The 13,683-nt window shown below is 59.2% G+C and carries 14 protein-coding genes and 1 other RNA gene; 4 read left to right on the top strand and 11 right to left on the bottom strand.

The features are described from left to right. Positions 1–85: 85 nt before the first annotated feature. Together GRI41_RS03175 and GRI41_RS03170 are read right to left on the bottom strand one after the other, a co-directional pair. A complete protein-coding gene (locus GRI41_RS03175; RefSeq protein WP_160603336.1) occupies positions 86–427 on the bottom strand; it encodes a YbaB/EbfC family nucleoid-associated protein in 342 nt (113 codons plus the stop codon). After that, positions 424–2,229: a DNA polymerase III subunit gamma/tau gene (locus tag GRI41_RS03170; protein WP_160603335.1), complete on the bottom strand. Its 1,806-nt coding sequence runs from the start codon at positions 2,227–2,229 to the stop codon at positions 424–426. Before GRI41_RS03170 ends, GRI41_RS03175 begins: the two co-directional genes overlap by 4 nt. Positions 2,230–2,400: 171 nt before the next feature. Between GRI41_RS03170 and GRI41_RS03165 the strand changes: the two genes are divergently transcribed. After that, the gene (locus GRI41_RS03165) at positions 2,401–2,742 is read left to right on the top strand and encodes a hypothetical protein (RefSeq protein WP_160603334.1); all 342 of its coding nucleotides are present in this window, start codon (positions 2,401–2,403) and stop codon (positions 2,740–2,742) included. Between the two features lies 1 nt (position 2,743). On the opposite strand, the gene ffs is transcribed toward GRI41_RS03165, so the two are convergent. Beyond that, an RNA gene (gene ffs, locus GRI41_RS03160) (signal recognition particle sRNA small type) lies at positions 2,744–2,838 on the bottom strand. Between the two features lie 174 nt (positions 2,839–3,012). On the opposite strand from ffs, the gene GRI41_RS03155 reads away from it, so the two are divergent. Continuing rightward, positions 3,013–3,654 (top strand): hypothetical protein, encoded by a 642-nt coding sequence (locus GRI41_RS03155; protein WP_160603333.1) that lies wholly within the window; start codon positions 3,013–3,015, stop codon positions 3,652–3,654. A 3-nt stretch (positions 3,655–3,657) separates the two neighbouring features. Here the strand turns inward: GRI41_RS03155 and GRI41_RS03150 are convergent, their stop codons facing one another. From GRI41_RS03150 to GRI41_RS03140, 3 genes are read right to left on the bottom strand one after another with little or no spacing between them, the layout of a single operon-like run. Beyond that, on the bottom strand, positions 3,658–3,936 hold the full coding sequence (locus GRI41_RS03150) for an ETC complex I subunit (RefSeq protein ID WP_160603332.1): 279 nt from the start codon (positions 3,934–3,936) through the stop codon (positions 3,658–3,660). A 14-nt stretch (positions 3,937–3,950) separates the two neighbouring features. Next, the gene (gene hrpB, locus GRI41_RS03145) at positions 3,951–6,380 is read right to left on the bottom strand and encodes an ATP-dependent helicase HrpB (RefSeq protein ID WP_160603331.1); all 2,430 of its coding nucleotides are present in this window, start codon (positions 6,378–6,380) and stop codon (positions 3,951–3,953) included. A 40-nt stretch (positions 6,381–6,420) separates the two neighbouring features. Further along, positions 6,421–7,431 carry a polyprenyl synthetase family protein gene (locus GRI41_RS03140; RefSeq protein WP_160603330.1) on the bottom strand — a complete coding sequence of 337 codons (1,011 nt, stop codon included), beginning with the start codon at positions 7,429–7,431 and terminating at the stop codon, positions 6,421–6,423. Between the two features lie 87 nt (positions 7,432–7,518). Here GRI41_RS03140 and GRI41_RS03135 point away from each other — a divergent pair, with 87 nt between their 5' ends. Further along, complete coding sequence (locus GRI41_RS03135; protein ID WP_160603329.1) at positions 7,519–7,824, top strand: chorismate mutase; 306 nt, start codon at positions 7,519–7,521, stop codon at positions 7,822–7,824. A gap of 8 nt (positions 7,825–7,832) precedes the next feature. Here GRI41_RS03135 and GRI41_RS03130 read toward each other — a convergent pair whose 3' ends face one another. From GRI41_RS03130 to GRI41_RS03110, 5 genes are all read right to left on the bottom strand, one after another. Next, a complete protein-coding gene (locus tag GRI41_RS03130) occupies positions 7,833–8,585 on the bottom strand; it encodes a peptidase (RefSeq protein ID WP_160603328.1) in 753 nt (250 codons plus the stop codon). 58 nt (positions 8,586–8,643) lie between these two features. Next, on the bottom strand, positions 8,644–10,026 hold the full coding sequence (locus tag GRI41_RS03125; protein WP_235901134.1) for a sensor histidine kinase: 1,383 nt from the start codon (positions 10,024–10,026) through the stop codon (positions 8,644–8,646). A gap of 46 nt (positions 10,027–10,072) precedes the next feature. Further along, complete coding sequence (locus GRI41_RS03120) at positions 10,073–10,753, bottom strand: response regulator transcription factor (protein ID WP_160603327.1); 681 nt, start codon at positions 10,751–10,753, stop codon at positions 10,073–10,075. Positions 10,754–10,857: 104 nt separating this feature from the next. Then, on the bottom strand, positions 10,858–11,163 hold the full coding sequence (locus tag GRI41_RS03115; RefSeq protein ID WP_160603326.1) for a PepSY domain-containing protein: 306 nt from the start codon (positions 11,161–11,163) through the stop codon (positions 10,858–10,860). Positions 11,164–11,240: 77 nt separating this feature from the next. Then, positions 11,241–11,954: an SIMPL domain-containing protein gene (locus GRI41_RS03110; RefSeq protein ID WP_160603325.1), complete on the bottom strand. Its 714-nt coding sequence runs from the start codon at positions 11,952–11,954 to the stop codon at positions 11,241–11,243. Between the two features lie 115 nt (positions 11,955–12,069). Here GRI41_RS03110 and GRI41_RS03105 point away from each other — a divergent pair, with 115 nt between their 5' ends. Continuing rightward, a complete protein-coding gene (locus GRI41_RS03105) occupies positions 12,070–13,632 on the top strand; it encodes an amidohydrolase family protein (RefSeq protein WP_160603324.1) in 1,563 nt (520 codons plus the stop codon). Positions 13,633–13,683 lie beyond the last annotated feature (51 nt).

The following is a 13,683-nucleotide window of genomic DNA, read 5'->3' as shown; positions in this document are numbered from 1 at the left end:
ATTAGCAGGAAGGTTCGCAGCCGCACGCGTGACCTTCGCCCCGAACGGTTCTGGGACACACTGCCAGCAACCCTTAACGCCGCTTTTAGCCCATGCCGGGAAATTCAAATCCGGGGGGAAGACCCATTCCACCCTGTATTTCCTTCATTTCCTTTTCCGAAACGCGGTCAGCCTTGGCCCGCGCATCGTTAAACGCTGCGGTCACCAGATCTTCAACCATGTGCTTTTCTTCAGGCTTCATCAGGCTGTCATCAATGGCCACGCCCAGCACCCGCCCCTTGGCGGAACATTTCACTTTGACCAGACCGCCGCCTGCTTCACCGACCACCTCGATCGCATCGAGTTTGGCCTGAACGTCGTTCATTTGGGTCTGGATGGTTTCCGCAGCCTTTTGGGCAGCCTGGATCATTTCTTCCATCGATTTCATGCGCGCTTACTCCAATTGTTCCGGCCCCGGGGGCGAGCCGTATCTTCTTCGACCATTTCCGCATCGGGAAAGGCTGCAAATGTTGCTTCTACCAGGGGGTGCTTGCGAAGTTCGTCCATCGCATGCTGCTGCGCGGCTTCTTCGCGTTCAAGCAGGGTCGGCTCCCCCTCTTCCTGACATTCCTCCACCACCCAGCGCCGTCCGGTCGCGCCCATCAGCGCGTCGCGCAATTGCGGGGCGATATCATCCTGGAACCGGCTGTCGCGAGAAAACCGCAAGGACCCTTCTTCGAGCGACACGACCCGGACTTGCATCATCATAATGCTGGCCGCGAGGTGGTTTCCATTGGCCTGTACGCTGTCGACCACCTGTTTCCAGTCCAGATCAGCCGAGGGGCCCTGCGCGGCTTCGCCTGCTCCGGAATTTGCTGGCGCGGCGCCGCCGGTTTCAGCCAAATGTTCCAGCTTCTTTGCCAGCTTGCCCGGATCGGGGAAGTCATTCGCATGAAGCGCTCTGAGCATGGCCATTTGCGCCGATACCAGCGGATCGGGCGCTTGCCGGACTTCGTCATGCCCTTTGAGCAGCAATTGCCAAAGGCGGTGAAGCTGCCCCGGTGACAAACGCTCGGCCCAATCTTTAAGCGCATCGCGTTCTTCACTGGTCGGTGCATCAGCTTCTCCACCGCTCACCTGCGCCACGGTAATCCGGTGGACCAAATCCATCTGGCCGCGCATCAACGCAAGCGGTTCAACGCCCAGCGCATATTGTTCATCCATCGCGGCCAGCATCGCTTTGGCATCGCCTGCAAGCAGATGCCCCAGCAGTTTTCGCTGCGCGCTTTTATCAGAAAGCCCGAGCATATCCTGGACCCGCGCCGCAGTGACCTGCCCTTCCCCGCCAAGATCGGCATGGGCAATCGCCTGATCGAGAATGGAAAGACCATCGCGCACAGAACCTTCAGCGGCACCTGCTATCATCGCCAGCGCTTCGTCTTCAGCCTCGACATTTTCCAGACCGCAGATCTTGCCGAAATGCGATTGCAGCAATGCGGCGGGGATGCGGCGTAGATCGAAACGCTGGGTCCGGCTGAGCACGGTGACCGGCAGCTTATCTACCTCTGTCGTTGCAAACAGGAATTTCACATGAGCGGGCGGTTCTTCCAGCGTTTTGAGCAACGCGTTGAAGGCATTGCGCGACAGCATGTGAACTTCGTCGATAATATAGATCTTGTAGCGCGCACTAACCGCCGCATAACGCACGGCCTCGATAATCTCGCGCACGTCGTCGACACCGGTATGCGAAGCGGCGTCCATTTCGATTACATCGATATGCCGCCCCTCGGCGATTGCCGTACACGGTTCGCATTGGCCGCAAGGGTCAATAGTGGGGCCGCCCTCTCCGTCAGGCCCGACGCAGTTGAGCGCTTTGGCGATCAGGCGCGCGGTTGATGTTTTGCCCACCCCGCGCACGCCCGTCATCAAGAATGCATGGGCCAGCCGGTCGCGCGCGATTGCATTGGCCAGCGTCTGAACCATCGGTTCCTGTCCGATAAGTTCAGAGAATGTTTGCGGGCGGTATTTCCGCGCGAGAACGCGATAGGGTTGATCTGATGGGGCCGGTTCCTGAGTCTTGCCTGGTTCGGGCTTAGCCTTTTCTTCCGGTTCGACAGAAGGCGCATCGCCAAACATTGCAGATTGCCCGGCATCCTCCAGCTCAGCGGCAGTAGGCTGCGCCTCTTCCTTGTCGCTGCTTTCATCCGTGTCCCAAGGAACGGTTTCTGGATTGTCCGGTGAATCGATCATGTGCTGGCAGGTTAGGCGTTCAATACCATCTTGTCATGCCTTGCCGGGCAACAAATGAAGTGGAAAACACCGCCAGTCCATCGGCTGGCCCGAACGCGCGCGCGAATGCGGCCACCCTTTCAATTGACGGGCATCCAGCCTATCCCGATGCGATCAATGAGGGGAGAAGAGATGATACCGCGTAATAATGTCCAAAAAGCAATCGTAGCGGCGCTTGCCGCCTTGTCGGTAAGCGCGTGTTCTCCCGAAACAGCGAGCGAGCCTGCATCGAGTGAATCGCAGGCGCCCGATTCTTCAGCCCCCGTAACCGGCGCCGCGCAGACCGCCCGGAAAGACATCAGCGAAATCGACTTCGGCACCGATGGGGGCGATTGGGCCAATGATGGCGAATGCGATGATCCCCGCTTCGTAGGCGAAGGGATGACTTCCACCCCGCTGCTTGACGAAGACATCAAATCCGATGCGACCGATTGCCGCACCGCCTATGAAAAGGGCGAGCTTAGCCTGAAATAGTGGAAAAGGAGCCGGGCGACCCGCCGCAAATCGTTGTGGCTGCTTCCTTCCGGACCTGACCAGGTTGGCGAACGCAAACGTCCACCCGACTCCCGGCGCGCATATGGGGAAGCGGCGGGCAAGAATCAAGATGATTTCCCGCCAGCATTCCGAAGTTTATGCCGGGCCCCACCGTTCATGGCAGGTTTGACTTCGCCATCCTACGTTTGGTGGCGATTTGCCGGAAAGCTGATAGAGCCAAGCTGGCGACATGAATCAAAGGGGGCCGCAATGCGCATCGCGAACAACTCACTCATAATGGGATTGGCTGCACTATCCTTGGCTGTTCCGCGCCCCGCGCTTTCTCAGGATATCGATTTCGGCGACGACAGCAGCGCGTGGGCAAATGATGGCGAGTGCGATGACAAGCGCTTTGTTGGCCCCGGCATGACCGAAACAACTTTGCTGGAAACCGATGTCGGTCGTGACGCCACTGACTGCCGGACAGCCTATGAAGACGGCAAGCTTTCGCTGCGCGGAGACAAGCCGGGCATCGATTCATCAGCGATCGATTGGGGCGATGATGAAAGCGAATGGGCGAATGACGGCGAATGCGACGACCGGCGCTTTGCAGGGGCCGGTATGACTGCGACACGCCTGTTGGAAACCGATTTAGGCCATGATGCGACCGACTGCCGGACAGCTTTCGAAGCGGGCAACCTCAAGCTACGCACCGACACCCCCCGCCCCGATGCGGCATCAATCGATTGGGGCGATGACGAGAGCGAATGGGCGAATGACGGCGAATGCGACGACAAGCGCTTTTTTGGCCCCGGAATGACAGAAACGCCGTTGCTCGATGCAGATGTTCTGCATGATGCGACAGATTGCCGGTCCGCCTACGAAGCGGGTGACCTGTCGATTAGCGAATAGCGACTACCGAAAATTGTCGGCGTAAGCCTGAATCTTAAGCGACTTGGGCGGCGTGGCATAAATGCGGGCCGCTATCCCGTATTTGTCGGCATAGGCTTTGGCCGATTCCTTGTCCGCAAAGCTCAGTTGCACCTGCGCCTGCGTGTCCGCGCTGCCGGTCCAACCCATAAGCGGGTCAGCTTTGCGAGCTTCGGTCTGTTCGAACTCCAGAACCCATTCGTCGGTCCGGGCCTTCCCCGATTGCATCGCGCTTTGCGGGCGTTGATAGATACGTGCAGCCATGGCGGCCTCTTAGTTCAGCTTTCCTCGCGTGAAAAGGCGTTCTTTGTTTTTAGGCTGGGCTTTTCCAGCCAGGGCTGTTCGGGCCAGCGATGCTTTGGATAGCGCCCCTTCATGTCTTTGCACACGTCCATCCAACTGCCGCGCCAAAAACCCGGAAGATCGCGCGTTGCCTGAATCGGACGCCCGGCGGGGCTGGTAAGATTGAGCAGCAAAGGCGAAGAACCGATCCGCGGATGCTGGTCGAGGCCAAACAGGGCCTGCACTCTTACATCGACCGAAGGGGCACCCTCCCCCGAATAATCGATTGGATGCGATGTACCGGCGGGGGTCTGAAATTCACGGGGCGCGAGCCTGTCCAATTGCTGGCGCTCGTTCCAATCCAGCTGCGCCAGAATAGCATCGGCCAGCTTGCCGGGAGAGATATTGAGATCGCGTCGCCCCTCCAGCAAGGGAGCGAGCCAAAACTCTGCTGACGCTTGAAGCTGATCCAAGGCCAGCGATGCTATGCCCGCGAACTTCGCCCGCGCGACCAGTGATGCGGGCAGCAATTCATCCAGCCGTTTCAACGCTGTGTCCATCAGCAAAGTCTGCACCGCCACGGGATCGGGTGACGGATCGGGTCCGCTCGCCATCGTAATTGCACCCATCTTGCGCAATTGCCGCGCTTCGACGCGTGCGTCTTTCTCGTTCCATTCCAGCGTCGATTGGCGCTTGATCAGATATTGGAGCGATGTTTCCACATCCTCCGGCTCAAGCCGCGCCGCAGCTGTAATTCTGGCGCCTTTGGCATGGCCTTGGGCATCACCGATAATGAGCCACTCGGCACTGGCCAACGGCGATGCTGGGTCAAGAAAATATCCGCGCCCGCCAGCCGATATCCAGTTTTCACCCGAACCATCGCGGCGCCGGGCAACATTGTCGGGTTTGGCAAATGCCAGAAAAAGAGCTGGGTTGATCGGATCAGAGTCAGCACCTGAAATCAGCCGCTCTGCGCGCCGCGACCACCCTTCGGCCAGCTTCCGCGCAGACTTGGCGCGCGGCGAACGGTCCGTGTCCCATCGCGCCAGACGCTGTATCAAGTCTTCCCCGCGTCCGCCCAGCCCGCGCTCTTGCAACAGCAAAGCAAGCTTGGCGGCAGGAAGGGCTTGGCTCACCTCCGCACCGAACAGCACGGTTGCCGCAGAAACCGGGTCCATCGGCAAGGATGCAATCTGGTTGCCCCAAGGGCTGATTGAACCGCTATCCTCTAACGCGCCAAGTTTCTGCAGCCGGTCGCGCGCGGATGCGATCGATGCTGCTGGCGGCGTGTCGAGCCAGCAAAGCGTTGCCGGATCGGGCGTGCCCCATTTGGCCAGCGAGAGTACCAATGGGGCAAGGTCGGCGGTTTCGATTTCCGGCGGGTCAAATTTGGGCCTTCCCGGATGGCCGGCCTCTTCCCACAATCTGTATGCAATGCCGGGCCCCAGCCGCGCCGCGCGCCCGGCCCTTTGCGCCGCTGCCGCCTGGCTTGCGCGCATCGTGACAAGATGCGTGGTCCCCGCAGCGCGATCAAACTCCGCCCGGCGCGCCAATCCGCTATCGACCACAACGCTGACGCCGTTGAGCGTGAGCGAGGTTTCCGCAATTGCTGTTGCCAGCACGATACGCCGCAAACCGTCGGGATTGCGGCGAATTGCGGCGCGTTGTCCGGCCGGATCCACTTGCCCGTGCAGCGGCAGGATTGGCGTGCCTGCGAGTTTTGCGGAAAGCCGTTCATGCACCCGTTCAATCTCTCTGACGCCGGGTAGAAAGGCCAGGATGTCGCCCTCTTCCTGCTTCCACGCGGTCAGGATCGCGCTGGCCATCTGGTCCTCGATGCGCTGTCCGGCGCGCGCACCTAGCCATTCGATCCGCAAGGGAAAGGCTTTGCCTTCGCTTTCCACCACGGGCGCATTGTCGCCGATCAATCCGGCAAAACGTTCGCCATCGATGGTCGCGGACATGATGCAGATGCGCAGATCTTCGCGCAGAATCGCACGGCTTTCGAGCGCCAGCGCAAGGCCAAGTTCGCTGTCGAGATGCCGTTCATGCGCTTCGTCGAACAGAACCGCGCTTACACCGCTCAATTCGGCATCCTCGATAATCCGGTTTACGAATATCGCTTCGGTCATCACCAGAATGCGGGTTTTGGCGGACTGCCTGCTGTCCATGCGCGTGAGATAACCGACCGTGTCCCCGGCTTTCTCCCCCATCATGTCCGCCATACGCTCCGCCGCGGCGCGCGCTGCAACGCGGCGGGGGCTGAGAAGGATTATCTGCCCCGTGCACCATGGCTGGTCGAGCAATACAGGTGCAACGGCAGTGGTCTTGCCCGCGCCCGGTGGCGCAATCAGGACAGCGCCGGTCTGCTCGCGCAGCGCGCTTATCAGATCGGGCAGAACTGCATGGATGGGAAGCTCGTTCACAAGCCTTCCCTAACCCATAATCCGCTGCGTAACGAGGCCTTCAATAGCCCCTGGCGACGGCAAAATGCGCCGCTTCGGCCATTGCCTGACGCGCCGTGCTGTCGGGGAAGATAGAAATGGCGTCGATCGCCCGATGGGCAAAATGCTGCGCACGTTCGCGCGTGGTTTCAACCCCATCATATTTTGCAATCAGCGCGATCGCTTCTTGCAAAGCCGCATCGTCCGATTGGGTGCCCGATATTGCCGCTTTCCAGAACTTGCGTTCGGCTTCGGTCCCGCGCGAATAAGCGAGGATAACCGGCAAGGTCATTTTGCCTTCGCGAAAATCGTCGCCCTGATCCTTGCCCATTTCCGCCGCTTCGGAATCATAATCGATGGCATCGTCAACCAATTGGAACGCCACGCCCAGGTTGCGGCCATATTCATCCAAAGCACGCTCTTGCGCATCGTCACATTCGGCCACAACAGCCGAAATTCGGCTGGCAGCGGCAAACAGAGCAGCTGTCTTCGCCCCGATAATGTTCAAATAGCGTTCTTCGCTGGTTTCGATCTGCCGCTGCGCGGTCAGCTGATCGACTTCGCCCTCTGCAATGATCGCGCTGGCACCTGACAGGATTTTCAGCACTTTCAAGCTGCCATCTTCGGTCATCAGTTCGAAAGCGCGGCTGAAGAGATAATCGCCGACCAGTACGGTCGCAGGATTGCCGAAAATTATATTGGCTGCGGCTTTGCCCCGACGCAGATCGGACCCGTCCACCACATCATCATGAAGCAGCGTCGCGGTATGGATAAATTCGACCGCAGCGGCGAGTTTGTGATGCCTGTTGCCGGTATATCCGACCAATTCTGCGCCAGCCAAAGTCAGCATCGGACGGAGCCGCTTTCCGCCGCCTGAAATGAGATGACCGGCAAGCGCAGGGATCAACGGAATTTCACTCTGCATCCGGTCAAGAATAACCGCATTAACCGAATTCATTCCGGGCGCGGTCAGGGCCAGCATCGGATCAAGCGTCGGGCGCTTGCGCGGAAGGGGAACTACCTCGGCAGACATAATGATGCGCACATGGCCGTGGAGACTGCCCAATGCAAGCGAGAAGCGGCTTGGAAAGCGTGCAAATTGCGTGATAGACGGTGCGCGATGAGCAACTCTGACGAAAATCGCGACACCGATCCGCAACTCGCCAAATTCCGGCGCAGCATCGACAATATCGACGCAGCGCTGATTCACATGCTGGCTGAACGATTCCAGATCACTCAGGCGGTTGGCGAATATAAGGCCAAGGTCACGTTGCCTCCGGCCGATCCAGATCGCGAGGCGCGCCAGATCGCGCGCCTAAGGAAACTGGCTGAAGAGGCGCAGCTCGATCCGGAATTCTCGGAGAAATTTCTCCGCTTCATCATCAAGGAAGTCATCCGCCACCACGAAAAAGCGCGCGAGCAGTAACCGCGCGATCAATCGTCCTGTCGGCGCGGCTCCGCTGTACGGCCCGGATTGCTGGGGCGAGCGGGGCGCGAAACGCGCGGAGGCGGTGGCGATGATGGCGTGGCAGCAGCAGGCGGCGGAGTAGCCCGCGCCGGGCGTGCGACAGGTGGCGGTGTAGGCGCAGGCCGCGAAGTTGTTGCTGGCTGCCGCGTCCCGCCGGTCGAAGCAGAGCCATTTCCTGGCGATCTGCCTGTGGGTGCCACAGCCCCGCGGCGGCCACCACGCGTGCCATCGCGAGCCCTGCGATCTGTTGTACCGCCGCGCACATCGGGATCGGGGCTCAGCCCGAAACCGCGCCGGTCGCCGGTATCGCCCGAGCCGTTCTGGCCCCGATCTGCGCGCCGACCACGGCGGCCATCGCCATCTCTACGCTCGCGGCGACGGTCACGGTAAGTGCCATCGTCACCGCGTTCATAGCCTGACCAATTTTCGCGATGGCTGCGTCCGCGGCGGCGGCCTTCCCAATAGCGGCGCTGGCGCTGGTTCCACTGGTGGCGGTTCCCCCGGCGGTCGTAAACAATGTAGCCTACGCCGGGATAGTAATAGTCTTCGAACCAGCCGAAATAGCCGCCATAGTAAGGCTGATCATAATAAGTGTCGTAATAGGGATCGTAATAACCCGCATCGGCCCCGTACCCCATAAACGCCGAACAGCCGCCAAGCGACGCCGCAGCCCCGGTCACGATCACCAACCTCGAAATCTGTTTAGCTGAAACACGCATTGCACTTGCCCCTGGTTAATCTGATTCGCGATTTATCTGAACGAAATTGAACCGTGGCTTAATTTGCGGGCGATGTCCCAGCGCGGGGCAAGCTCAATTTGACCAGCAAGCCGCCCAGATCTTCGCTTTCGCCCAGCTCGACATCACCGCCATAGATTTCCGCCACATCGCGGACGATCGCCAGACCCAGACCGGTCCCGGGTTTTCCGGTGTCCAGCCGCGCACCGCGATCAAATATCTCGTCGCGCTTTTCTTCGGGAATGCCCATGCCGTCATCTTCGACCCAGATCGTGCACAGATTGGGCCGCTGTTCGGCGTCGATCGTTACGAACACACTGCCCCCGCCATATTTTGCGGCATTCTCGATCAGATTGCCGAGTATTTCGTCAAGATCCTGGCGTTCAATCGCAAGTTCGGCGTTGCGATTGCCGGCAAGGTCGAAGCGTGTGCTTTCGTAAAGGCGAGTAACGGCCCGCAAAACGGCTTCGGCGCTCGGCCACACTTTTGCCCTGCTCAGCCCCGCCGCTTTGCGTCCAATAGCCCGCGCTCTGGCGAGATGGTGTTCCACTTGCCGCTGCATCACCCGCGTTTCGCGGTGGACCAGTTTGGAAAGCCCCGGATCGCGCGCAGTTGCGGCGTTGATCAGAACTGTAAGCGGCGTCTTAAGCGCATGCGCCAGATTACCCGCATGGGTGCGCGCTTCATCGGATTGTTTCTCCGAATGTTCGAGCAGCAGGTTGAGCTCTTCCACCAGTGGTTGGACTTCCAGCGGCAGTGGATCGGTCACCCGGTTCGATCCCGTTGTCCGGATACGCTGGATCGCCATGCGCACGCGCCGCAACGGTCGCAGGCCGTAAAATGTCTGCAGAGCGGCCATCACAAACAGGCCGAGGCCGAGCACCGCAAAGGACCACACCAGAATGGCGCGAATGCGGCCAATCTGTGCGTCAAGATCCTCACGCGCAGAGGCGACGATGAATGTCCAGCGTGTATCGCTGTCTGGCAAAGTCAGGGTGCGTTCAGCGATCCGCAGGCGCTCGGTAGGGAACTGGTCGCTGTCGTAATAATGGACTTCGTTGTCGATATGCTCCGGATTGACCTTGAGAGTCCGGTCCCAAAGGCTGCGCGAAGGCCAGTCCTCATGCCCCGCGCCGCTGATCTGCCAATAAAGGCCACTATTCGGTTCAAGAAAACGCTGATCGCCAAGCGGGCGATAGGTGTTTACCTCACCATCTGGACCAACCTCTGCCGAAGCGACCATTCCGGTGAGCAAATAATCGAGCTGCTCGTCCAGATTGTCTTCGACCAGATCGGTAAGCACACGGTCGAGCGCAAATCCGCCCGCCAGCAGCAACACCAGAATCCAGCCCGCCGCGATCACCATCATCCGCTGGGACAGGCTGCCCGTTTGCAGCGTCGATATCGCGCCGCCTTTCACCATTTGCGCGCGCCCATTCTCCGCTTCTGCGGTTTCGGACGCGCTCATGTTAGGAAGCTCGCGGCGTTTCGTCTGGATCGTCGAGGCTGTAGCCCAGGCCGCGGATCGTGGTGATCACTTCGGCACCCAGCTTCTTGCGGATACGCGTCACAAACACTTCGATGGTGTTTGAATCGCGATCGAAATCCTGATCATAAATATGTTCGATCAGTTCGGTCCGGCTAACAACCTTGCCTTTGTGATGCATCAGATAGCTGAGCAGCTTGTATTCCTGCGCAGTCAGTTTGACCGGCTCGCCTTTCAAGGTGACGCGGCCAGAGCGCGTATCCAGCCGTACTTCGCCAGCGGTCAGTTCCGAAGAGGTGTTGCCCGACGCACGGCGAATCAATGCCCGAAGGCGCGCGATCAGTTCTTCGGTCTGGAACGGTTTGGCCAGATAATCATCGGCACCGGCATCAAGCCCGGCGACTTTGTCAGACCAGCTATCGCGCGCGGTCAGAACCAGAACGGGAAATTTGCGCCCTTCCTTGCGCCACATGCCCAGCACGGTCAGGCCATCGATTTCGGGCAGGCCGAGATCGAGAATAACCGCGTCATAATCCTCGGTCGACCCAAGGAAGTGACCATCTTCACCATCGGTCGAAAGATCGACCGCATAGCCGGTTTGCTCGAGTGTCGATTTGAGTTGCTGGCCGAGTGTGGGTTCGTCCTCGACAATTAGGATGCGCATAAAGCTTGGGTCCCCTGAACTTTGCTCTTTATCTGACCACGCGGCCATGTGTTCTTGCTAAGTGGTCTTTTGTGGCAAATGCGTCAACTCGCCAGCTTCATTCCTTACCGGCTGCGCCGCAGAATCCGTCCGGTTCGCGCATCGACGTCAACGAACAGAACCCTGCCATTGCAAATGAATTTCAGACGATAGGCCATTGCGGTCGAATCGTATGCCGGCCCCAGATATTCGCCGCAGCGCATCGACGGCAAAACGCGCCGTTCGATTTCGCGCAGCGACAGCACATTGCCCGCACGCATTTCCTTGCGCGCTTCTTCCTGATCGGTGCGCGATTGCGCATGGGCAGGCACCGAAGCCATGCCAGTGGCAAACAGCGCCGCAGCGAGAGTAGAGGCAAGAATCTGTTTCATCGTGGCTATGTGCCTAAGCCGAAAGCATTGAACAAGGTCTGAATGGACAGGTTACGGCCCGTTAAAATGAACAAACTCTAATTTGTCATCTCGTATTTGACCGTGACCGACACACCAGTTGAAACCATTCCTGGCTGGATTGGGGTCGATACCGCCGGCTCTGCGGCCATCTCTACCCGCGCTTCCATCAGCATTGGCCTGCTCGATTGGACTGTTTCGCTCACCGCCAGCAAGCGAATGCCAGAATATCCGGCCCAACCGGCATATTCCATCGCCCGCTCGCGCGCTGTTTGCATTGCTGCTTCGCGGGCCTGCGCTTTGGCAGCCGTATCATCATCGATCAAAAAGCTCGGCCCGCTAATATCGGTCGCGCCCGCTGCCACCAAGGCATCAAGCACCGGCCCTGTGCGCGCAACTTCGCGCAGTTTTACGCTGACCCGGTTCGACACCGAATACCCTCTGAACACCTGCCGCTGGTTCGTGCGGTCATAATCATAACGCGCGCTGAGGTTTACACCGGTTGTCTGGATATCTTCTTCATCGATCCCCAGCGCCTTTATGCGGTTGATTACCGACGTCATTTCGCGGGCGTTGATTTGCATTGCTTCCACCGCAGTTTTCGCATCGGAAGTTACACCGGCGCTGACATTGGCGATGTCTGGCGCTGCTTTCACCTGTTCGTTGATTGTCAGTTCAATCACCGGGCCGGAAGACTGAATCTGTACTTCTGTCGCTGCGAGCGGGGTCGCGATGGCGGTGGCAGCCAAAAGCGGAATGGCAAAACGTAGCATAGAAATTCTCCTTTAAAGGCGGTTTTAGGGATGCCAGGCTTTCACCGCTGTGAACCACTTCACACTTCGCATCGGTGCGGCTAACCCTTTGCTACTCAATGAGGAGCGAGACGCGATGTTCCGAATAATTCTGGCCGCACTTCTGACTATCACCGCAACGGCTGCCAGCGCGCAGGCGGCGATGGAACCGGTCCCTTCCCGCGGGGCCGATGAAGGCGGTGGGCCCTTTGCCACTCTGGTTATTCGCGGCGCTACGATGATCGACGGAACGGGCGCTCCGCCAGAAGGCCCGGTCGACATTGTGGTCAACGGCAACCGGATCAGCGCGATTGCGCGCGGCGGCGCCTCGCAAGAGGTCATCAACGCCGCGACACGTGTGATCGACGCGCAGGGAATGTATATCTTGCCCGGCTTTGTCGATGTGCACGGCCATAATGGCGACCCGTCCAAAGCGCCCCAACCTTCTTACGGCTACAAACTTTGGCTCGCGCATGGCGTGACCAGCGTTCGCGGCGTTCCGCTGCATTTTGGCCCCGGCGCGCTTTCCGATGAACAGCGCAGCGCCAGCAATACCATCGTCGCCCCGCGCCTGTTCCCCTATGGCGTGTTCGGCACTGGCAACGGACAAGCTTACCCCACCACGCCTGCAGAAGCGCGCGCATGGGTGCGCTGGGCCAAGGGTGCAGGATTCCACGGGGTCAAATTCTTTAACAATGCGTCACCCGATGTGCTGAAGGCAGCTCTCGATGAAGCCGATGCGCAGGGTCTTGGCACGGTTGCCCATCTCGGCCAGCGCGGTGTTGCGCAGGTCAATGCCCGCAATGCCGTCGAACTGGGGCTGGACGGGGTAACCCATTTCTACGGCCATATGGAATCGCTGCTGGGCGATGGCGCGCTGGTAAAATATCCAGAGGACTACAATTATCTGGACGAACAATCGCGGTTTGCATGGGTCGCGCGGCTTGCCGACCAGATCGTCGAGCCAGGCAGCGAGGAATGGGACGCCTATGTCGATTATCTGGTTGAAAGCGGTGTCACGCTGAGCCCGACATTCAACATCTATTCCGCCAGCCGCGACGTGATGCGCGAACGCAATGCCGATTGGCACAACAAGTATACGCTCCCCTCGCTGATGAATTTCTACGAACCGAGCCTGACCAATCACGGCAGCTATTATCATGACTGGTCCACCGCCGATGAAGTCGCATGGCGGAAATTTTATACGCCTTGGATGCGGCTGACCAACGAGTTCAAGAACAAGGGCGGCCGCGTCACCGTCGGCTCGGACCCCGGTTATATCTATCAGACGTGGGGCTTCGCCTATATTGGCGAATTTGAGATGTTGCAGGAAGCAGGCTTTGCCCCGCTCGAGGTGATCCAAGCCGCGACAATGAACGGTGCGGATGAGATTTACGATGCCAAAGGAACCCCCGCCCCCTTCGGCACGATCAAAGTGGGCAAGCTTGCCGATCTGGTCATCGTTCCGGAAAATCCGCTCGCCAATTTCAAGACGCTGTATGGCACCGGCCATGTCCGGCTGAACCGCGAAACCAATGTTCGCGAACGTGTCGGCGGCGTGCGCTGGACGATCAAAGACGGCATTGTGTACGACGCGCATCAATTGCTCGCAGATATCGAGCAAATGGTCGCGGCAAAGAAACGGACTGGTTCGGACTAACGCCCGTCCCTCTGACACGGGGATTTGGCTTGCGAGCATGGGCGCTAGCGC

It is taken from the genome of Pontixanthobacter aquaemixtae (assembly GCF_009827395.1).
Taxonomy (GTDB): Bacteria; Pseudomonadota; Alphaproteobacteria; order Sphingomonadales; family Sphingomonadaceae; genus Pontixanthobacter; species Pontixanthobacter aquaemixtae.
Note: the sequence above shows the minus strand (reverse complement) of the source record. Positions and strands in the feature narration are given on the sequence as shown.